Source organism: Rhodococcus sp. 21391, assembly GCF_016772255.1.
Taxonomy (GTDB): Bacteria; Actinomycetota; Actinomycetes; order Mycobacteriales; family Mycobacteriaceae; genus Rhodococcus_F; species Rhodococcus_F opacus.
Genome location: NZ_CP063781.1, coordinates 914,948 through 934,251 on the forward strand (window position 1 = coordinate 914,948; position 19,304 = coordinate 934,251).

Below are 19,304 nucleotides of genomic sequence, written 5' to 3' on the forward strand. Positions count from 1 at the left end.
TCGCACTGGAGAATTACCGATGAGCCGAGTCCGTAAGAACACCCCCGGACGAATCCTGTTCGTGGGATCCGGACCGGGCGATCCGGCACTGCTCACCGTGCACGCACGGGACGTCCTTGCCGCAGCGACCCTCGCCTTCACCGACCCCGACGTCGACAAGGGCGTCACGGTCCTGGTGGGCACCGACCTGGGCGTCGACGCCGAGACCGGTGAGCCGCTCGCGGAGGTCCGTCCCGCACTGGGTGAGCCGGCGGAGGTCGCGAAGACCCTCGTCCACGAGGCGAAGAACGGCCACGACGTCGTGCGGCTGGTGTCCGGCGATCCGCTGACCACCGACTCCGTGATCGCCGAGGTCACCGCCGTCGCCCGCACCCAGGTGCAGTTCGAGGTCCTGCCGGGCCTGCCGTCCGCGTCCGCCGTCCCGTCCTACGCCGGTATGGCACTGGGGTCGGGACACACCGAGGCCGACGTCCGCGGCGAGGTCGACTGGGCCGCCCTGGCCGCCGCACCCGGACCACTGGTCCTGCATGCCACGTCGGGTCATCTCGCCGAGACGGCGAGCGCCCTCGTCGAGCACGGCCTGGCTCCGCAGACCCCGGCCGCCATCACGGTCCGCGGCACCACCCGCCAGCAGCGCACCGTGGAGGCAACCCTCGCGACGCTGAACGAGGCCGGTTCCGAACTGGTCGGTTCGCTGGTCGTGACGGTCGGCAAGGTCGTCGCCCAGCGCAACAAGATGTCCTGGTGGGAGTCGCGCGCACTGTACGGCTGGAAGGTCCTGGTGCCGCGCACCAAGGATCAGGCAGGCGAAATGAGCGACCGCCTCGTCACGCACGGCGCCATTCCGATCGAGGTGCCCACCATCGCCGTCGAGCCGCCCCGCAGCCCGGCGCAGATGGAACGGTCCGTGAAGGGCCTCGTCGACGGCCGGTACCAGTGGGTGGTCTTCACGTCCACCAACGCGGTGCGTGCGGTGTGGGAGAAGTTCGAGGAGTTCGGCCTCGACGCCCGCGCGTTCTCCGGCGTCAAGATCGCCTGCATCGGTGAGGCCACCGCCGCCAAGGTGCGCTCGTTCGGAATCAACCCCGAACTCGTGCCCTCCGGCGAGCAGTCGAGCGAAGGTCTGCTGGCAGAATTCGCCCCGTACGACGACGTGTTCGACCCGGTCAACCGGGTTCTGCTGCCCCGCGCCGACATCGCCACCGAGACGCTGGCCGAGGGCCTGCGCGAACGTGGCTGGGAAATCGACGACGTCACCGCCTACCGCACCGTCCGGGCTGCGCCGCCGCCGGCCGAGACCCGCGAAATGATCAAGACCGGTGGGTTCGACGCCGTCTGCTTCACCTCGTCCTCGACGGTGCGCAACCTCGTCGGCATCGCCGGAAAGCCGCACGCGCGCACCCTTGTTGCCTGCATCGGTCCGAAGACCGCCGAGACGGCCATCGAGTTCGGCCTGCGCGTGGACGTGCAGCCGGAGACCGCTCAGGTCGGCCCGCTGGTGGAGGCTCTCGCCGAGCACGCCGCGCGCCTGCGTGCCGAGGGCGCACTGCCCCCGCCGCGCAAGAAGTCCCGCGCTCGGCGATAGGCGCTACGCGCCTGTGCGCCTTTTTGGTTGTTCCCACTACCAAAAAGGCGCACGGGCCCGACGAAGGAGGGCATGTCCTTGTTCCCGACCCACCGACCGCGACGGCTTCGCCGGACACCGGCCCTGCGTCGTCTCGTCGCCGAGACTTCGCTCGAGCCACGGCATCTCGTGTTGCCGATGTTCGTCGCGGACGGTATCGACGAGCCTCGTGAGATCTCGTCGATGCCCGGCGTCTTCCAGCACACACCCGACTCGCTGCGGCGGGCGGCGACGGAAGCGGTCGAGGCGGGACTCGGTGGACTCATGCTCTTCGGGGTGCCGCGTCCCGACGACAAGGACGCCGAGGGTTCCGGTGCATCCGATCCGGACGGCATCCTGAACCGCGGATTGCGCTGGCTCGCAGACGAAGTCGGCGATGCGACGGTGGTCATGGCTGACACCTGCCTGGACGAGTTCACCGACCACGGTCACTGCGGTGTTCTCGACGCGAGCGGTGCGGTGGACAACGACCTCACACTGCAGCGGTACGTCGACATGGCGGTCGCGCAGGCCGAGGCCGGCGCGCATCTGCTCGGTCCGAGCGGAATGATGGACGGCCAGGTCGCCGCCATCCGCAAGGCACTCGACGACGCGGGCTACGCCGACGTCGGTCAACTCGCGTACTCGGCGAAGTACGCATCGGCGTTCTACGGCCCGTTCCGTGAGGCCGTCGGTTCGTCGTTGCAGGGTGATCGCCGCACCTACCAACAGGATTCGGCCAATCGCCGGGAATCGCTGCGCGAGGTCGACCTCGACATCGACGAGGGCGCCGACATGGTGATGGTGAAGCCGGCGATGTCCTACCTGGACGTCCTGCGCGAGACGGCGGACCGCTCGCCCGTCCCCGTTGCGGCGTATCAGATCTCGGGCGAGTACTCCATGATCACGGCCGCCGCACAGAACGGCTGGATCGACCGGGACGCCGCGATCCTCGAATCGCTGACCAGTATCCGCCGCGCAGGCGCGGACGTCGTGCTGACGTACTGGGCGACCGAAGCGGCCGGCTGGTTGTGATCGTTTCGTCGGCGGATACGGTAGTGCCATGACCCAGCAGTGGCCACCGACACCGCCGCACCAGGCTCCGCACCAGCAGGGCCCGTCTCCGCACAATTTGCCGTACCCCCCGCCGGTGCCGCAGCCGAAGCCGGAACGTCCGGCACCGGTCGACGTGGGCACCGCGGCGCAGCTGCTGTGGGCGGTGGCCGGGCTCGGTCTGATCCAGGCGCTGGCCGCGATGGTTCTGGTGGTGGGGGAGAAGTCGACGTTCGTCGACGAACTGATGAACAACCCCAGCGTTACCTCCGGCGAGGTCGACATGAGCCGCGACAGCGTGGAGTCGCTGTTCTACGTGGGTATCGGATTCACGGTCGTCCTCATCCTGATCCTCACCGGGCTGTTCCTCCTGTTCGTGCGTTTCATGCGTAAGGGCCGGAACTGGGCCCGGATGCTGCTCACCATCGCGTGCGTGATGATGGTGGTGTGGACCGTCCCGGTGCTCTTCGGCATCGGATCCGACGGGAGCGGCACCGCGCTCGCTCTGGGCGGCGTGCAGATTCTCCAGGCCGTGGTCGCCGTCGGCGCCGTCGTGCTGATGCACCGCAAGGATTCCAACAGCTACTTCCTGAGGTTGCCCCCCTCCGCCGAGTAGCTTCGATTTGCTCGTGAAATATAAAGATGTACCGTGAAGTACGTCACAAGGGCAGACCGCAGACTTCATTTCGACCGAAGGACTTTTCTCCATGCGCGCTGACGATCGAGCACACGGGTCTCGCAAGGAAGCACTGATGTTCGCCCTCATCGTGGCCTTCGTACTGCTGACCCTGTTGCTCGTCGTGATCCCGGGCGCCCTCTCCTGAGGTGCCTCACGTTTTCCTCGCGGGCCACGATGTCGCAGGATGAGCGTGTGAGCGAACCAGCCGTCTTGTTCAGTGAGCCCGGCGCCCGCTGGCGGATGGTGGCGTTCGGTCCGGTGTTCTGCCTGATCGCATTGATCATCGAACTGCTCACCGGCCCGGTGGTGCACTGGTTCGCGCTGCCGCTGTTCGCGGTGCTGCTCAGCGGGTTCGTCTACGTGCAGGTGGTGGCCGCGCGCAGGCATGCCAGCGTCGAACTCACGACGGCGTCGCTGCGGCAGGGCACCGAAGACCTGCCGATCACCGAGATCGTGAAGATCATGCCCCCGGCCGACCCGGAGTCGTACGAGCAGCAGCCGTGGGAAACCGCCCGGAGTCTGGGAGAGCTGTCCGCGGTTCCCCGCCGGCGGACGGGCATCGGGCTGCGACTGCGGGACGGTGCCCTGGTGCAGGCGTGGGCCAAAGACGACGTAGCACTGCGCGCGCAGCTCGAATCGCTGCTCGCGAAGTCGGGGGGCGGGTCGGCGGAATGAACCGCGGGACCGTGGTGGTGGCAGCGGAGTGGATCGGCGCCGTAGCCGGTGTCGTCGCCGCGGTGTGGTGTTGGAACCACGCCCAGGTCACCTCGGAGTTCGGTCCCGTGGCGCCGGGTGCACCCTCCTTCGAGGGAACCGAGTATTCCGGGTCGTGGATCGCCGTCGCCGCCGGACTGCTGACGGTCGCGGGGTTGCTGGTGATCGACTCGGTACGCCGGTTCCGGTCCGGCCCGGCGGGCGAACCCGCCGAGCCGTCCTCGTCACCGGAAGATCTGGGTCTTGCGGACGGTGTCGGTCCCGGGACCGTCGAGCATCGCGGAGCCGAGTAGCGCCTCGGGAACCCCGAGTCCCTCGATCAACGTCTGCGCGTGCGGCCGCAGCGACCGGCAACGTTCGTTGATTCCCCTCTGCACCGCCTTCGACCGCTCCACCGACAGCTGCCGGTGCTCCATGAACCACGCCTTGTCCTCCTCGATCACGCTCAGCGCGTAGAGGTCGCAGACATCGCTCAGCAGGTCGCGGGCGTCGTCGTCCTCGCATTCGTCGATGCCGGCGACGAACGCCTCGAGCACGACCCGGTCGATGTGCGCCTGCGCGGCGTGCAGCACGTGATCCTGCACGAAATTGAAGGCGTCGAACGGGTTCTCCTCGCGCTTCTGCGCACCCTGGAGGCGACGGGCGGCGGTCGAGAGCAGGTACTGCTCGCGGTCCTCGAACATCGTCAGCTGGGTGCCGCGGTTGAAGAGGCTGCCGTCCTCCTCGTTGTCCTGCCTCGTGTCGAGGATCGTCTGGATGATCTGCTGCGCGGCGGTGCGCTTCTTGACGACGTCGGAGACCGTGGTGGCCGCGAACCGCATCCATTCGACGGGGCTCATGCCGCGCACCTCGTCCGCGTAGGACGTGAGCAGTTCCTTGGCCACCAGCTGCGTCAGGACGTGGTTGTCGCCCTCGAACGTCGTGAACACATCCGTGTCCGCTTTGAGCGCCGTGAGACGGTTCTCGGCCATGTAGCCGGCGCCGCCACACGCTTCACGGGCTTCCTGGATCGCACGGGTGGCGTGCCAGGTGTTCGCGACCTTGAGCCCGGCGGCGCGGCCCTCGAGCTCACGCTGTTCCTGGGGGTCGGCGTCGGCACTGCTCTGGATCTCGTGCATCTTGGCGACGAGCTCGTTCTGGGCGAACTGCAGCGCGTAGGAGCGTGCGATCAGCGGGAACAGCCTGCGCTGGTGGACGAGGTAGTCCATGAGGAGCACCTCGTCCTCGGCCTGCGGGGCATTGAACTGCCTGCGCTGCAACGCATATCGGGTGGCGATCGACAATGCGACGCGGGCGGCGGCGCCGGCGGACCCGCCCACCGTGACCCGTCCCCGCACGAGAGTGCCCACCATGGTGAAGAATCGGCGGTTCGCGTTGTCGATCGGCGAGGTGTACGTGCCGTCGGGTTCCACGTCCGCGTACTTGTTGAGTAGGTTCTCCCGCGGAATTCGGACCTGGTCGAACGTGATTCGGCCGTTGTCGACGCCGGGAAGCCCACCCTTGTAGCCACAGTCCGACGTGTGGACGCCGGGGAGGTCGTTGCCGTCCTCGTCCCGGATCGGTACCACGAAGCAGTGCACGCCCTGCGACTCGCCGCCCGTGATCAACTGCGCGAACACGGCCGCCATCGTCGCGTGCTGCGCCGCCCCGCCGATGTAGTCCTTGCGTGAGGACGGCGTGGGGGAGTGGATGACGAATTCGCCCGCGTCCGCGTCGTACGTGGCGGTGGTCTCGAGCGCCTGTACGTCGCTGCCGTGACCCGTCTCGGTCATCGCGAAACACCCCAGCAGATCCAGGGCGACGAGACGCTTCACGTACGCCTCGTGGTGGCGCGCGGTGCCGAGGTTCTCGATCGCGCCGCCGAACAGTCCCCACTGCACGCCGGCCTTGACCATCAGGGACAGGTCCGACATCGCGAGCATCTCGATGCTCGTGACTGCGGCTCCGGCGTCACCGGTGCCGCCGTGGTCTTTCGCGAATCCGTCGGCGGCGTAGCCGTTGCTCGCCAGCAGACGCAACTGCGCCAGCGTCTTGGCGCGGGCCTCGTCGAGGTCGGGGGTGTAGTGCGGTGCGAAGTCGGGGGAGCCGGACAGTTCCGCCCTGACACGCTCGCGTACCTCCCGCCAGCGTCCGTCGAGTGTGCTTCTCAGGTGGTCAGCTGTGGTGGCCATGACTCGACAGTAGCCGTCGCTCCGAGGCGCGTGATGTCGGTCGAGGAACGGATGGGGATCGTGGCCGCGGCTCTACGCATCTGCGATCCCGTTCTTCCGGCCGACCGTGGCACCGGCGATGGGTGTTGCGCTCTGCACTGTCCGGGGTATTCCGGTGTGGTGAACTTTTCCCGCGCACTACGGTCCGCCGTCACGGGTCCGACCTTCCGGTGGACCTCCGCGCCGAGTGGCACCGCCCGCCACCCGGTCAGCATCACCACGGCATCGGTGTCACTCGAGCAACAGCATCGGGTCCGGGTGCGCAAGTACGTGATCGTGTCGTCGTTGAGGATCCTCGCGTTCGTGCTGTCGGCGGTGGTCTACGGCCTGTCCGGCAACCCGTGGGTGGCTGTGGCGATCATCGGTGCGTCCCTTCCCTTGCCGTGGATCGTTGCCCTGATCGTCGACGACCTGCCGCCGTGGGAGAAGGACGAGTCCCACGGTAGCGGGTGAGGCGTCTGACCAGGACGATCACCAGAAGCGACTCCCGGGCACACCCTTGAACGGGCCCACCACCCGATCGGTGATCCACCCGCCGTAGAAGCCCCCCGTCTGGGGCCGAACCCGCTCGCCGTCGACGAAACAGCCGTCCATCGATCCCGGCATGACCGCAACGTGCCCGACGAGAGATTCGTAGCCGGCGACCGGCCGGGGATAGTGCCACGCCGCACGCTCGGCGACGTGTCCGCCCGCGACGACGTCGAAATAATCCGCCCGCCCCTTCCACTCGCACACCGTGCTCCCGGCAACCGGATGCAAGACCCCCTCGGCGAAACACGTGCGCGGCAGGTAGTACGTCGGCGGGTGGCTCGTCTCGAGCAGACGCAGCGGGTTGCGCGTGCGTGCGACGAGTTGCCCGCCGAACCGCACCTCCACCAACTCGCCGCTCGGCTGGACCACGGGTGGCCGCGGGTAGTCCCACACCGATTCCTGTCCCGGACCGACGGGGTCCGGGATCGGGTGGCCGCTCGTCATGCCGAGGTGCTGATCATCGCGAGGTATCCCACGGGGTCGCGCCAGAAGGCGGTGATCAGGTCGGCGAGTGCAGCCGGGTCGGCGATCAGGGGTGTGATGTGGCCGGCGCCGTCCACCGTGGTGGCCGCGGCGTGCGGCATCGTCGCCGCGGCGGCCCGTGCCTGCTCGAGGGAGATCATCGTGTCTGCGCGGGGGACGACCATCAGCGTCGGCGCCCCGATCCGGGGGAGGAGAGGGTCGAGGCCCTTGCGGTGCAGCATGATCGACTGCATCGCCTGGTGCATGCCGCGTCGCGGAGCCTGCCGGAAGCTGCGGGAGACGGCCCGGAATTGTTGCGGGTGCGTTCGTGAAAGCTCCTTGCCGAGAAGGACGTTCATCACCGCGGTGGTGAGCGGTGGAATCGGTCCGGCGATGCGGTAGGCCCACACCATCGGCACGATCCTGGCGCGTTCCCTGCGGGTGAGGGCCTGGGTCGGTGTCCCGATGGTGAACACGGTGCGGCACCGGTCGGGAGTGTCGGCGGCCGCGACGAGTCCGACGTGTCCACCCCAGGCGTTGCCCACCCAGTCGGCGGGCTCGGTGACGTCGAGCGCGTCGAGGACGGCGATTGCCGCCGTAGCGCACTCGTCCATCGTGAACCGCCGCTGTACGGCTGTGCTGGCCCCATGGCCGGGTCCGTCGATCGAGATCAACTGCCGGTGCGCGACCAGATGGCTGCGCAGGGGCGCCCACGTCGTCGAGTCGACGAAAAGGCTGTGCCACAGCACGGTCGGCGGCCCGCTGCCGGTGACGTGGACGGCGAGGTTCCCGACGCTCGTCGGGACGGTTCGGGTGATCGATTGTGTGTCCATGGGATGCCCCAGGTGCGTGATGTCGAGTATTGCTTCGGAAACCGAAACTTCGGTAACCGTAGTATTCTCCTGTGTCATGGAACGGTCAAGAGGTCTGCCGTCCGATCGGCCGGCGGTGGGGCAGCTGCTGGTTCGTTTGCTGCACGAGTTCCGCCGGGAGTTGAGCGAGCCCATGGCGGAACGCGGTTACGGCGACATCCGCCCGCCGCATCTACAGATCTTCGGCAACATCGGCTGGGAGGGCCGGCGGTTGACGGAGATCGCCTCCCGTGCCGAACTGAGTCTGTCCGCCGCGTCCGAACTGATCAACGATCTCGAGGACCTCGGGTACGTCGAGCGGATTCCGGACACGCGGGACCGGCGGGCGAAACTGGTCGTCCCGACCGCGCGGGGACGGCAGGCGCTGCAGGACGCCGCGGTGCGGGTCGCCGAGATCGAGCACCATTGGGGCGGCATCGTCGGCCACGACCGGTTCGACGACGCCTGCTCCGTGCTCAGTTCCCTGCTGGACGAGTTGAGTCCCGAGGACCGCTGACGGTTGGCGGCGGGGCCGCGGCGCGGACGAGTTGGTCGTGGCGCAGGGCGATCTGGGTTTGTGTCGCGATGACGGTCGACGAGCGTAATACGTTGTGCCCGTCGACGATCGAGTTGATCACCCGCTGCAGGTCCGCGTGGGTACGCGCCACCACGCGGACCAGGACGTCGCCGGCCCCGGTGATCGTGTGCGCCTCGAGCACTTCGGGGATGGCGGTCAGGTGCTCGACGACCGCGGCGTGCCCGTTGCCCTGGGCGATCTCGAGGGTGGCGAACGCGACCACCGGAAACCCCAAGGCCTCCGGGTCGAGGGTCGGTGCCGAACTGGTGATCACGCCGGTGCGTTCGAGCCGGTCGAGTCGCGCCTGGACGGTGCCGCGCGCCACTCCCAGGCGTCTCGACGCCTCGAGCACCCCGACCTTCGGCTCGGCGTGGAGCAGGTCGAGCAGTGCCGCGTCGAGTCGATCGATGCTCATGGCGTACCTGGACAATATGTAGGGTCAAACCGTATTTTCATCCAGCATCCTGTACAGATTGAGCAGCGTCAAGAGGCGCCGTTGCGCAGTGATGTGTGCTGGATCACAGTGGGATATGACTATCTCCGACATTCGCCTGACGCCCCGCGAGGTGGCCGCACATTTGGAGACCGACGAGCTCCGGCAGTTGGTCGGGCTCGTCGAACACGACGACGCGTCAGATCCGTTTCCCGTGGTCGCGATGGATGCCGTGGTATTCGCGTGCGGCAACGCGACGCAGAGCATGCAGTACTTCGTCTCCACCTGGGGCATGACCCTCGTCGCCTACGCCGGGCCGGAGACCGGTCAGCGCTCGCACAAGTCGTTCGTCCTCGAGTCCGGGTCGGCACGGTTCGTGCTGCACGGCGCCGTCGATCCGAAGTGCCCGCTCGCGGACCATCACCGGGCCCACGGCGACGGCGTGGTGGACCTGGCCATGGAAGTTCTCGACGTCGACCGCTGCATCGCGCACGCACGCTCGCAGGGCGCCACCATTCTCGAGGACCCGCGCGACGTCACGGATCAGTTCGGTACCGTTCGGCTCGCGGCGATCGCCACGTATGGCAGCACCCGGCACACCATCGTCGACCGCAGCCGGTACGACGGCCCGTATCTGCCCGGATTCGTCGCGCGCTCCAGCGGTTTCGCGGCGCGACCGGGTAAGCCCGAGCGGTTGTTCCAGGCGCTCGACCACGCCGTCGGCAACGTCGAAATGGGCCGGATGGATCACTGGGTACGGTTCTACAACCGCGTCATGGGGTTCACCAACATGGCCGAATTCGTCGGCGACGACATCGCCACGGAGTACTCGGCGCTGATGTCGAAGGTCGTGGCGAACGGCAATCACCGGGTGAAGTTCCCGCTCAACGAACCTGCGGTGGGAAAGAAGAAGTCGCAGATCGACGAATATCTCGAGTTCTACGGTGGGCCGGGCTGCCAGCATCTGGCCCTCGCGACCGGAGACATCCTCGCGACAGTGGACGCGCTGCGGGCCGAGGGCGTCGAATTCCTGAACACACCCGACGCGTATTACGAGGACCCGCAGCTGCGTGCCCGGATCGGCACGGTGCGGGTGCCGGTGGAGGAACTGCAGAAGCGCGGAATCCTCGTCGACCGCGATGAGGACGGATACCTCCTGCAGATCTTCACCACACCGCTCGGCGACCGGCCGACCGTGTTCTTCGAGCTGATCGAACGGCACGGTTCGCTCGGGTTCGGGGCAGGCAACTTCCAGGCCCTGTTCGAATCCATCGAGCGTGAGCAGGCGGCCCGCGGCAATCTGTGAACCTCCGATCGGCACGCAGTGCATCATCGACTGATGGATCACACGGATCGGGGAACGTTCGCAGGGAAAGTCGCTCTCGTCACCGGGGCGTCCTCGGGGCTCGGGCACGCCGTGGCCCGGCTCCTCACCGACCGGGGCGCCCGCGTGTTCGGGGTCGCGCGGGACGGGGATGCGCTGCGGCAGGCCATGATCGAGATCGCCGGACGGGAGGCCGCGGGGCACTGTGCACCGGCGGACGTCGCCTCGCCGGAAGCGTGCACTGCGGCCGTGGCAGCCTGCGTCGCCGGGCTCGGCGGCCTCGACGTCCTGATCAACGTCGCCGGTTCGCACACCCTCCGGCACACCGCGGACGTCACGGACGAGGACTGGGCGCGCGACCTCGCCGTGAACCTGAACGGGCCGTTCTACCTGTCGCGGGCAGCGTTGCCGCACCTGCTCGAACGCGGAGGCAACATCGTCAACGTCGCATCCGTCGCCGGACTACAGGGGCAGGCGTACTCGGCCGGCTACTGCGCGGCCAAGCACGGACTGGTGGGTCTCACCCGCGCGATGGCACTCGAATTCACCGGCACACCGCTGCGGATAAACGCCGTCTGCCCGGGCGGGATGATGACGCCGCAGGTTACGAACTTCGCGTTCCCCGACGGTGTCGATTTCGAGCTCGTCATGAAGTCTGCCTCCCCGAGAGGGCTGATGGAACCCGAGGACGTGGCGAAGACGGTGGCCTTCCTCGCATCCGACGACGCCTCCGCCATCCACGGAGCCGTGTACTCGGTGGACAACGGGAAGATGGCATGAGCCTCGTCGAAGGCCCGATCTTCCAGATCTGCTGGGTCGTCGACGACATCGAGTCGGCGGAGCGGTACTTCACCGAACAGCTGGGCGTCGCGCGATGGCTGCGGCTCCCGGACGTGCACTTCGGACCCGAGCAGTGCACGTACCGCGGGCGGCCCGCCGACTACGTGATCCACGTGTCGCTCGGATACGCCGGCGGACAGCAGCTCGAACTGATCCAACCGGTGTCGGGGCGCAACCTCTACACGGAACAGCTGGAGACCAGCGGTCCCGGCGTCCATCACGTGGCCTGGGTTCCCGACGACTTCGAGGCCACCCTCGCCGAGGCCGGACGTCGGGGACTGCCGGTGGTGCAGAGCGGCCGGTTCGAGGGCGTCGGGATGGAGTTCGCGTACCTCGAGGGCGGACCGCTCGGCGGTTACGTGGAACTGATGAAGCTGTCCGAGGAGATGCGGGCGATGTTCGCCTCGCTCGTCCCGGAAGCGCCCGGCGCGACGGATCGGGCAGAGTGATCCTGGCCACCCACTACACCCTGTCGTTGGCAAATTCGACAGAACTGGGACACTGGAGGCCGTGACTGTTTCCTCCGGTGACCCCGACGTGCACGCATCCCGCTCCGCCCAGCTCTTCGAGAGGGCTGATCTGGTCATTCCCGGCGGCGTCAACTCCCCGGTGCGGGCCTTCCACTCGGTCGGCGGCACCCCCCGGTTCATCAGGGAAGCGTCCGGCTACACGCTCACCGACGTCGACGGCAACGACTACGTCGACCTCATCTGCTCCTGGGGACCGATGATCCTCGGGCACGCGCACCCGGCCGTCGTCGAGGCCGTGCAGAAGGCGGCCGCCACCGGCCTGTCGTTCGGCGCGCCCACCGAGGGTGAGATCGAACTGGCCGAGGAGATCGTCGGCCGGGTCGCGCCGGTGGAGAAGGTGCGCCTGGTCAACTCCGGCACCGAAGCCACCATGAGCGCCGTCCGCCTCGCCCGCGGCTTCACGGGCCGAACCAAGGTCCTCAAGTTCTCCGGCTGCTACCACGGACACGTCGACGCGCTGCTGGCCGACGCCGGCTCGGGGCTCGCCACGTTCGGCCTCCCGACATCGCCCGGCGTGACGGGCGCGCAGGCCGAGGACACCATCGTTGTTCCCTACAACGACCTCGACGCCGTCGCCCAGGCCTTCGCCGCGAACGAGGGCGAGATCGCGTGCGTCATCACCGAGGCCGCCGCCGGCAACATGGGCGCAGTGGCGCCGCAGCCCGGATTCAACGAGGGCCTGCGGAAGCTGACCAGCGACAACGGCGCGCTGCTCATCATGGACGAGGTGATGACCGGATTCCGCGTCAGCTCCGCCGGCTGGTACGGACTCGACGGCGTCGCCGGTGACCTCTATACGTTCGGCAAGGTGATGAGCGGTGGTCTGCCCGCCGCCGCATTCGGTGGCCGCGCCGACGTCATGGCACATCTCGCCCCGGCCGGACCCGTCTACCAGGCAGGCACCCTGTCCGGGAACCCCGTCGCCGTCGCCGCCGGGCTCGCCAGCCTGCGCGCCGCGGACCAGGGCGTATACGACGCACTCGAGCGCAACAGCGCCACCCTGCGGACCCTGCTGTCCGACGCGTTGACCGCCGAGAGCGTGCCGCACCGGGTGCAGACCGCAGGCACGATGCTCAGCGTGTTCTTCAGCGAGGACCCGGTGACCAACTACGCCGAGGCCAAGGCCGCCCAGACCTGGCGCTTCCCGGCGTTCTTCCACGGGCTGCTCTCACGCGGTGTGTACCCGCCGCCGAGCGCGTTCGAGGCATGGTTCGTCTCCGCCGCCATGGACGACAGAGCCTTCTCGATCATCGCCGACGCCCTGCCGCACGCCGCGAAGGCCGCCGCCGCGGCCGTCCAGCCCTGACGTGTCCTCCCCCCTCGCGGCCGGCAGCCTTGCCGCCGACACCCACCCGCCCTCCCGTCCCGACCCGAGGAATCGCAACGTGACCGAAGCCGATCATCCCGACCACACACAGACCCGCACCATCGTGCACGTGCTCCGGCACGGCGAGGTGCACAACCCGCGAGGAATCCTCTACGGCAGGCTCCCCGGGTTCCGGCTGTCGGTGACGGGTGAGGCGCAGGCCCGCGCGGTGGCGTCGGTGCTGGCCAAGCACGACATCACGCACGTGGTGTCCTCGCCGCTGCAGCGGGCGCAGGAGACGGCGGTTCCGATCGCCGACGCGCACGGTGTCGAGATCGCGACCGACGAGAACCTCATCGAGGCGGGCAACGAATTCGAGGGCCTCAAGGTGTCCGTCGGCGACGGTGCGCTGTCCCGTCCCCGGCACTGGTGGAAACTGCGCGACCCGTTCACACCGTCGTGGGGCGAGCCGTACCTGCAGATCGCGCACCGCATGCTGGCCGCCGTCAACAGCGCCCGCGTGTCGGCGGTGGGCCACGAGGCCGTCGTCGTCAGCCACCAACTCCCCGTCTGGACTCTCCGCCGATTCCTTCAGGGGGAGCGGCTGTGGCACGACCCGCGGCACCGTCAGTGCGGTCTCGCGTCGCTGACCTCCCTCGTCTACGAGGGCGACACCCTCATCGACATCGTGTACTCGGAGCCCGCGGGCGCGTCGGATCCGAGGGTGACCGGGGCATGAGTCGGGGGCGCTTCGCCGGGCTTCTCGCGGTGATCTGTACGGCCGCGGTGTCGCTGTCGGCGTGTGCGTCCGGCGACGACGCCGTGGCCCAGGGCGGCACCTTCGACTTCGTGTCGCCGGGCGGGCAGACGGAGATCTTCTACGACCCGCCTGCCGACCGCGGCACCATCGGCACGGTGTCCGGACCCGATCTGATGACCGAGGGCAAGACCACCTCGCTCGACGATTTCGAGGGGCAGGTCGTGGTCCTCAACGTGTGGGGGCAGTGGTGCGGCCCGTGCCGGGGTGAGGCCAACGACCTCGAGCAGGTGTACGAGGAGACCAAGGATCAGGGAGTGTCGTTCCTCGGGATCAACGTGCGGGACAACCAGCAGGACAAGGCGCAGGACTTCGTGATCGACAACAAGGTGTCGTATCCGTCGATCTACGACCCCGCCATGCGGACGATGATCGCGCTGGGGCAGAACTACCCCACGAGCGTCATCCCCACCACGATCGTGCTCGACCGGGACCACCGCGTGGCCGCGGTGTTTCTGAAGGAACTGCTCGCCGAGGACCTGAAGCCGGTGGTCGAACGGGTGGCGCAGGAATCGTGAGCACCAGCACTACCCTTCTCGCCGGCGGCGTCGGCGACGCCTTCCAGTCCACCGCGGCATCCGGACCGCTGCTGCTCGCGCTCGGCGCGTGCGTCCTCGCCGGTCTGGTGTCGTTCGCGTCGCCGTGCGTCGTGCCCCTCGTTCCCGGATACCTGTCCTACCTCGCGGGTGTGGTCGGCGCGGACGCCCCGGCCGTCACCGCGGAGGAGGCGGCCACCCGCACGAAGACGGTCGCCGACGGTCGGCTGCGGGTCGCGGGCGCCGCGGCCCTGTTCGTCGCCGGTTTCACCGTGGTGTTCGTGCTGGCCACCGCGTCCGTGTTCGGCGCCATCTCGGCGCTCGCGATCAACCGCGACATACTGATGCGGGTCGGCGGGGTGGTCACCATCGCGATGGGCCTGGTGTTCATCGGCCTGATCCCGGCCCTGCAGCGCGACACGAGGCTCGAGCCGCGCCGCATCTCCAGCCTGGCCGGGGCTCCGCTGCTCGGTGCCGTGTTCGCGCTGGGCTGGACCCCGTGCCTCGGCCCCACCCTGGCGGGTGTCATCTCCCTGGCCGCGGGCACCGACGGTGCCACCGCCGCCCGCGGAGTGGCCCTGATCGTCGCGTACTGCCTCGGCCTCGGGTTGCCGTTCGTGATCCTGGCGCTCGGCTCGTCCCGCGCGCTGCGCGGTGTCGGCTGGCTGCGCCGCAACGCGCGGACCATTCAAGTCTTCGGCGGAATCATGCTGGTGGCCGTGGGCATCGCCCTCGTCACCGGCGCGTGGGACCAGTTCGTCGGCTGGGTTCGCGACGCCTTTATCTCGGAAGTGACCCTGCCGATATGAGCGACACCCAGACCCCCGAGGCCCCGGAAGCCGCACCGGTGCCCCGTCAATCGCTGCCGGGCCGCGCGTTCGCGGTCGTCCGTAACACCTGGCGTGGCCTCACGTCCATGCGCACGGCGCTGGTGCTGCTGTTCCTGCTGGCCCTCGCGGCCATTCCCGGCGCGCTGCTCCCGCAGCGCAGCCTCAACGCGGGCAAGGTCGACGAGTACATCTCGAACCGGCCGACCCTCGGTCCGTGGATGGACAAGCTCGAGCTGTTCGACGTGTTCGGAAGCTTCTGGTTCACCGCGATCTACGTCCTGCTCTTCATCTCCCTCGTCGGCTGCATCCTGCCGCGTTGCGTCGACCACGCCAAGGCGCTGCGCACCCGTCCGGTGCCTGCCCCGCGGAACCTCGCGCGACTGCCGCACCACCACGAGGACCGCGTCGGCGAGACGCCGGAGGAACTCGCCGCCCGCATCCGCACCCACCTGAAGGGGTGGCGGGTCGAGACCCGCGCGGGAGGGGAACGCGCCGCGCACGACGGCGAGATCACCATCTCCGCGGAGAAGGGCTACTTCCGCGAGCTCGGCAACCTGGTCTTCCACCTGTCGCTCGTGGCGCTGCTCGTCGCGATCGCCGTCGGCAAGCTGTTCGGCTACGAGGGCAACGTCATCGTGGTCGCCAACAACGGTCCCGGCTTCTGCACCACGTCGCCCGCGGTCTTCGACTCGTTCAAGGCGGGCAACACGCAGGACGGCACCGGCATGACGCCGCTGTGCGTCAAGGTCAAGGACTTCGCGGCCGACTACCTCGACAGCGGTCAGGCCGAGATGTTCACGTCCAACATCGCCTACCAGGCAGGCGACGACCTCGAGACGAACACGTGGCGGGACGGACAGTTGCAGGTCAACCACCCGCTGCGCGTCGAGGGCGACCGCGTCTACCTGCAGGGGCACGGGTACGCGCCGACGTTCACCGTCACGTTCCCGAACGGGGAAACCCGCACCGAGACGCTGCAGTGGCGTCCCGACGACGCGACGACGTTCCTCAGCAGCGGCGCGATGCGGTTCGACCCGCCCGGCGGCATGTACACCGACACCGACGAGCGCCGGAAGAATCAGATCGCGATCGAGGGACTGTTCGCCCCGACCGCGCTGTTGCACGGCAATCTGCTGGCGTCGAGCTACCCGGCCATGAACGACCCGGCCGTCGCCATCGACATCTACAAGGGCGACACCGGCCTCGACACGGGCAATCCGCAGTCGCTGTTCTCGCTCAACACCGAATTGATCAACCAGGGCCGGCTCGTGAAGCAGGACCGGGTGAATCTGAAACCGGGGGAGAGTTCGACGCTGGCCGACGGCACCCAGGTGCGGTTCGACGGTGCCGTGGACTTCGTGAACCTGCAGGTGTCGCACGACCCGGCGCAGCAGTGGGTGCTGGTGTCGGCGCTGACGATGATGGCCGGACTGCTCGTCTCGCTGCTGGTCAAGCGTCGCCGCGTGTGGGCCCGCATCTACCCCGCGGACGCTTCCGATCTTGACCCACGACGTACTGTAGTAGAGCTTGGTGGACTCGCCCGGACCGATCAGGCCGGCTGGGGCGACGAGTTCGGCCGACTCTGCACCCGTCTGCTCACGGACGACACGAAGCCTGACGCGCAGGAGAGCCAACGATGACGACCAACGAGACACTGGCGCAGTACAGCGACTGGGCCTTCCGATCTGCCTTCACCGTCCTGGTGCTGGCACTCGTGCTGCTCATCGTGCAGTACGCGTCCACCCGGGCGCAGGCCGTGCAGGACCGGGAACTCGTGTCGGCAGGCTCCGGTGCACGCTCGGCCGACGCGCCCTCGGTGCCCGGTCGACTGGTCGAGCAGCCGAAGAAACCCATGTCCGAGCGCTTCGGCGGCATGGGCGCGGCCGTGCTCGTCGTCGGCACGGTGCTGATCTTCGCGTCGATCGTGCTGCGCGGATTCGCGACCGAGCGGTTCCCGCTCGGCAACATGTACGAGTTCGTCACGATGGCCTGCGCAGCGGCACTCGTCGTCGGTCTCGCACTCCTGTCGAAGCCGGCGTACCGGTCGATGTGGGTGTTCCTGCTCGTCCCCGTCCTGATCCTGATGTTCCTCGCCGCTACCGTGCTGTACGCGGACGCGGCACCCGTGGTGCCCGCACTGCGGTCGTACTGGCTGCCCATCCACGTCACCATCGTGAGCGTCGGTTCCGGTGTGTTCCTGGTGTCGGGCATTGCGAGCCTGCTGTTCCTGCTGCGCATGCGGTACCCGCGCGGCGAGGAGGGAACGGGCGTGTTCGCGCGGATCGCGGAGCGGCTACCCGACGCGCAGACCCTGGACCGGCTGGCATACAAGACCACCATCATCGGGTTCCCGCTGTTCGGCGCGGGCGTCATCCTCGGCGCCATCTGGGCCGAGGCCGCCTGGGGCCGATTCTGGGGCTGGGACCCCAAGGAGACGGTGTCGTTCATCGCCTGGGTGATCTACGCCGCCTACCTCCATGCCCGTGCGACGTCGGGATGGCGCGACACCAAGGCCGCATGGATCAACGTGGCGGGCTTCGTCGCGATGCTGTTCAACCTGTTCATCATCAACATGGTGGTGTCGGGATTGCACTCGTACGCGGGCCTCAACTGACGGTAGTCACCGACTGATATCCTTCCGCCGCGACGTCTCCGACCGGTGTGATTCGGTGGGGACGATGGAGACTTCACGAGGGGGATGTTGAGTCATGTCCGAAAACAACGCCGGCATGTGGGAGCCGGTACGGCCTGCATCGAATCCGCCCGGGGACGACCACGCATCGGTCGCCGCGTGGAACGCCGCGCGGCAGGCCCCGTACGTTCAGCCGCAGGGTCCCAACCCGTTCGCGCAGCCCGGTGCCCAGGCCCCCTCCGCCGCACCCACGCGGCCGCAGACCCAGGCCCCGGCCGCCGCTCCCGTCCCGCAGCAGGCCCCGGCCCCGCAGCAGACTCCCGTGCAGGGAGCGTTCACGCCGCCGCAGCAGGCGCCGGTCCAGCACGCACCCCAGCAACCCCGCCCGCACACCACGAATGCCGATCAGCAGTACGCGGTGTCGGCTCGTGACCTGTCGACGTCGCTGCTCCTCAAGCAGGTCAAGCCGGCCCCCACCACGGGATGGCGCAAGGCGCTGTACCAACTGTCCGGCCGCTACATCAACGTCGGCAACAGCGCAAAGGAACAGCGCCGGATCGAGCTGACCAAGCAGGTCAACCAGCCGCTGCAGGGCTGCTACAAGATCGCGCTGCTGAGCCTCAAGGGCGGAGTGGGCAAGACCACCACCACCGTGACCCTCGGCTCCACGTTCGCGTCACTGCGCGGCGACCGCGTCATCGCCGTCGACGCCAACCCCGACCGGGGCACGCTCAGTCAGAAGATTCCCCTCGAGACCCCGGCCACGGTGCGCAATCTCCTGCGCGACGAGCAGAGCATCGAAAAGTACAGCGACGTCCGCAGTTACACGTCGCAGAGCCGGCATCGGCTCGAGGTGCTCGCGTCCGACAGCGACCCGGCAGTGTCGGAGGCGTTCAGCGCGGACGACTACTCGCGGACCGTCACGATGCTCGAGAAGTTCTACAGCATCGTCCTCACCGACTGCGGCACCGGACTGATGCATTCCGCCATGCAGACCATCCTCGAAGAGGCCGACGCGCTCGTGGTTGTCAGCTCGGGGTCCGTCGACGGCGCCCGCAGCGCCTCCGCGACCCTCGACTGGCTCGACGCCCACGGATACCGCGAATTGGTGTCCCGGTCGGTGGCCGTCGTCAACGCGGTCCGCCCGCGGTCGGGCAAGGTGGATCTGCCGAAGGTCGTCGAGCACTTCGAGCAGCGGTGCCGCCTGGTCCGGCTGATTCCGTTCGATCCGCACCTCGAAGAGGGCGCCGAGATCGAACTCGAGCGGCTGCGTCCCAAGACGCGCAACGCTCTTCTCGAACTGGCCGCCGCGGTGGCGTCGGACTTCCCGGCGTCCAGTTTCGCGCTACAGGATCGTCGCTGAGGCAATGAGACCG

21 protein-coding genes are annotated in these 19,304 nt (G+C 68.3%); 17 read left to right on the top strand and 4 right to left on the bottom strand.

Annotated elements, in window-relative coordinates; translation table 11 throughout:
• The first annotated feature begins 19 nt into the window (after nt 1-19).
• The 5 genes from GO592_RS04295 to GO592_RS04315 all read left to right on the top strand — a co-directional run bounded on the left by GO592_RS04295 (nt 20) and on the right by GO592_RS04315 (nt 4,342).
• Nucleotides 20-1,585: a uroporphyrinogen-III synthase gene (locus tag GO592_RS04295; protein ID WP_005566479.1), complete on the top strand. Its 1,566-nt coding sequence runs from the start codon at nt 20-22 to the stop codon at nt 1,583-1,585.
• Between the two features lie 78 nt (nt 1,586-1,663).
• A complete protein-coding gene (hemB, locus tag GO592_RS04300; RefSeq protein WP_007300749.1) occupies nt 1,664-2,638 on the top strand; it encodes a porphobilinogen synthase in 975 nt (324 codons plus the stop codon).
• 28 nt (nt 2,639-2,666) lie between these two features.
• On the top strand, nt 2,667-3,272 hold the full coding sequence (locus GO592_RS04305) for a hypothetical protein (protein WP_039952859.1): 606 nt from the start codon (nt 2,667-2,669) through the stop codon (nt 3,270-3,272).
• Between the two features lie 255 nt (nt 3,273-3,527).
• Nucleotides 3,528-4,010, top strand: coding sequence for a hypothetical protein (locus GO592_RS04310; protein WP_007300750.1), 483 nt, complete (start codon nt 3,528-3,530; stop codon nt 4,008-4,010).
• Nucleotides 4,007-4,342, top strand: a complete 336-nt coding sequence (locus GO592_RS04315; protein ID WP_039952861.1) for a hypothetical protein — start codon at nt 4,007-4,009, stop codon at nt 4,340-4,342. The genes GO592_RS04310 and GO592_RS04315 overlap by 4 nt, the downstream gene beginning before the upstream one ends.
• Here GO592_RS04315 and GO592_RS04320 read toward each other — a convergent pair.
• Nucleotides 4,274-6,220: an acyl-CoA dehydrogenase family protein gene (locus GO592_RS04320; protein ID WP_005566484.1), complete on the bottom strand. Its 1,947-nt coding sequence runs from the start codon at nt 6,218-6,220 to the stop codon at nt 4,274-4,276. The two genes, GO592_RS04315 and GO592_RS04320, sit on opposite strands and share 69 nt — an antisense overlap.
• Nucleotides 6,221-6,379: 159 nt before the next feature.
• On the opposite strand from GO592_RS04320, the gene GO592_RS04325 reads away from it, so the two are divergent.
• Nucleotides 6,380-6,712 carry a DUF3099 domain-containing protein gene (locus tag GO592_RS04325; RefSeq protein WP_231137683.1) on the top strand — a complete coding sequence of 111 codons (333 nt, stop codon included), beginning with the start codon at nt 6,380-6,382 and terminating at the stop codon, nt 6,710-6,712.
• An 18-nt stretch (nt 6,713-6,730) separates the two neighbouring features.
• Here GO592_RS04325 and GO592_RS04330 read toward each other — a convergent pair whose 3' ends face one another.
• A complete protein-coding gene (locus tag GO592_RS04330; protein ID WP_005566486.1) occupies nt 6,731-7,234 on the bottom strand; it encodes a DUF427 domain-containing protein in 504 nt (167 codons plus the stop codon).
• Nucleotides 7,231-8,085, bottom strand: a complete 855-nt coding sequence (locus GO592_RS04335) for an alpha/beta fold hydrolase (protein ID WP_007300752.1) — start codon at nt 8,083-8,085, stop codon at nt 7,231-7,233. The genes GO592_RS04330 and GO592_RS04335 overlap by 4 nt, the downstream gene beginning before the upstream one ends.
• Before the next feature lie 76 nt (nt 8,086-8,161).
• On the opposite strand from GO592_RS04335, the gene GO592_RS04340 reads away from it, so the two are divergent.
• Nucleotides 8,162-8,620, top strand: coding sequence for a MarR family winged helix-turn-helix transcriptional regulator (locus GO592_RS04340; protein ID WP_206031912.1), 459 nt, complete (start codon nt 8,162-8,164; stop codon nt 8,618-8,620).
• Here GO592_RS04340 and GO592_RS04345 read toward each other — a convergent pair.
• A complete protein-coding gene (locus tag GO592_RS04345; RefSeq protein ID WP_007300753.1) occupies nt 8,580-9,095 on the bottom strand; it encodes an Lrp/AsnC family transcriptional regulator in 516 nt (171 codons plus the stop codon). The two genes, GO592_RS04340 and GO592_RS04345, sit on opposite strands and share 41 nt — an antisense overlap.
• A gap of 115 nt (nt 9,096-9,210) precedes the next feature.
• Here GO592_RS04345 and hppD point away from each other — a divergent pair, with 115 nt between their 5' ends.
• From hppD to GO592_RS04395, 10 genes are all read left to right on the top strand, one after another.
• Nucleotides 9,211-10,419 carry a 4-hydroxyphenylpyruvate dioxygenase gene (hppD, locus tag GO592_RS04350; protein ID WP_007300754.1) on the top strand — a complete coding sequence of 403 codons (1,209 nt, stop codon included), beginning with the start codon at nt 9,211-9,213 and terminating at the stop codon, nt 10,417-10,419.
• A gap of 33 nt (nt 10,420-10,452) precedes the next feature.
• Entirely contained in the window at nt 10,453-11,217 is a 765-nt protein-coding gene (locus GO592_RS04355; RefSeq protein WP_007300755.1) for an SDR family NAD(P)-dependent oxidoreductase, read from the top strand.
• Complete coding sequence (locus tag GO592_RS04360; RefSeq protein WP_007300756.1) at nt 11,214-11,726, top strand: VOC family protein; 513 nt, start codon at nt 11,214-11,216, stop codon at nt 11,724-11,726. The genes GO592_RS04355 and GO592_RS04360 overlap by 4 nt, the downstream gene beginning before the upstream one ends.
• Before the next feature lie 61 nt (nt 11,727-11,787).
• Nucleotides 11,788-13,113, top strand: coding sequence for a glutamate-1-semialdehyde 2,1-aminomutase (hemL, locus tag GO592_RS04365; RefSeq protein WP_007300757.1), 1,326 nt, complete (start codon nt 11,788-11,790; stop codon nt 13,111-13,113).
• A 79-nt stretch (nt 13,114-13,192) separates the two neighbouring features.
• Entirely contained in the window at nt 13,193-13,852 is a 660-nt protein-coding gene (locus GO592_RS04370) for a histidine phosphatase family protein (RefSeq protein ID WP_005566498.1), read from the top strand.
• Nucleotides 13,849-14,448 (top strand): TlpA disulfide reductase family protein, encoded by a 600-nt coding sequence (locus GO592_RS04375; protein ID WP_005258349.1) that lies wholly within the window; start codon nt 13,849-13,851, stop codon nt 14,446-14,448. Before GO592_RS04370 ends, GO592_RS04375 begins: the two co-directional genes overlap by 4 nt.
• On the top strand, nt 14,445-15,275 hold the full coding sequence (locus GO592_RS04380; protein WP_007298110.1) for a cytochrome c biogenesis CcdA family protein: 831 nt from the start codon (nt 14,445-14,447) through the stop codon (nt 15,273-15,275). The genes GO592_RS04375 and GO592_RS04380 overlap by 4 nt, the downstream gene beginning before the upstream one ends.
• Nucleotides 15,272-16,936: a cytochrome c biogenesis protein ResB gene (resB, locus tag GO592_RS04385; protein WP_007298109.1), complete on the top strand. Its 1,665-nt coding sequence runs from the start codon at nt 15,272-15,274 to the stop codon at nt 16,934-16,936. Before GO592_RS04380 ends, resB begins: the two co-directional genes overlap by 4 nt.
• Complete coding sequence (gene ccsB / locus GO592_RS04390; protein WP_005566502.1) at nt 16,933-17,910, top strand: c-type cytochrome biogenesis protein CcsB; 978 nt, start codon at nt 16,933-16,935, stop codon at nt 17,908-17,910. Before resB ends, ccsB begins: the two co-directional genes overlap by 4 nt.
• Nucleotides 17,911-18,004: 94 nt before the next feature.
• Complete coding sequence (locus tag GO592_RS04395) at nt 18,005-19,291, top strand: MinD/ParA family ATP-binding protein (RefSeq protein ID WP_007298108.1); 1,287 nt, start codon at nt 18,005-18,007, stop codon at nt 19,289-19,291.
• The last annotated feature ends 13 nt before the right edge of the window (nt 19,292-19,304 follow it).

Bases quoted from the DNA above. Each gene is read 5' to 3' on its own strand.
- GO592_RS04295 (WP_005566479.1), top strand. From the start codon at position 20: ATGAGCCGAGTCCGTAAGAACACCCCCGGACGAATCCTGTTCGTGGGA.
- GO592_RS04305 (WP_039952859.1), top strand. From the start codon at position 2,667: ATGACCCAGCAGTGGCCACCGACACCGCCGCACCAGGCTCCGCACCAG.
- GO592_RS04315 (WP_039952861.1), top strand. From the start codon at position 4,007: ATGAACCGCGGGACCGTGGTGGTGGCAGCGGAGTGGATCGGCGCCGTA.
- GO592_RS04320 (WP_005566484.1), bottom strand. From the start codon at position 6,220: ATGGCCACCACAGCTGACCACCTGAGAAGCACACTCGACGGACGCTGG.
- GO592_RS04330 (WP_005566486.1), bottom strand. From the start codon at position 7,234: ATGACGAGCGGCCACCCGATCCCGGACCCCGTCGGTCCGGGACAGGAA.
- GO592_RS04335 (WP_007300752.1), bottom strand. From the start codon at position 8,085: ATGGACACACAATCGATCACCCGAACCGTCCCGACGAGCGTCGGGAAC.
- GO592_RS04340 (WP_206031912.1), top strand. From the start codon at position 8,162: ATGGAACGGTCAAGAGGTCTGCCGTCCGATCGGCCGGCGGTGGGGCAG.
- GO592_RS04345 (WP_007300753.1), bottom strand. From the start codon at position 9,095: ATGAGCATCGATCGACTCGACGCGGCACTGCTCGACCTGCTCCACGCC.
- hppD (WP_007300754.1), top strand. From the start codon at position 9,211: ATGACTATCTCCGACATTCGCCTGACGCCCCGCGAGGTGGCCGCACAT.
- GO592_RS04355 (WP_007300755.1), top strand. From the start codon at position 10,453: ATGGATCACACGGATCGGGGAACGTTCGCAGGGAAAGTCGCTCTCGTC.
- GO592_RS04360 (WP_007300756.1), top strand. From the start codon at position 11,214: ATGAGCCTCGTCGAAGGCCCGATCTTCCAGATCTGCTGGGTCGTCGAC.
- GO592_RS04375 (WP_005258349.1), top strand. From the start codon at position 13,849: ATGAGTCGGGGGCGCTTCGCCGGGCTTCTCGCGGTGATCTGTACGGCC.
- resB (WP_007298109.1), top strand. From the start codon at position 15,272: ATGAGCGACACCCAGACCCCCGAGGCCCCGGAAGCCGCACCGGTGCCC.
- ccsB (WP_005566502.1), top strand. From the start codon at position 16,933: ATGACGACCAACGAGACACTGGCGCAGTACAGCGACTGGGCCTTCCGA.
- GO592_RS04395 (WP_007298108.1), top strand. From the start codon at position 18,005: ATGTCCGAAAACAACGCCGGCATGTGGGAGCCGGTACGGCCTGCATCG.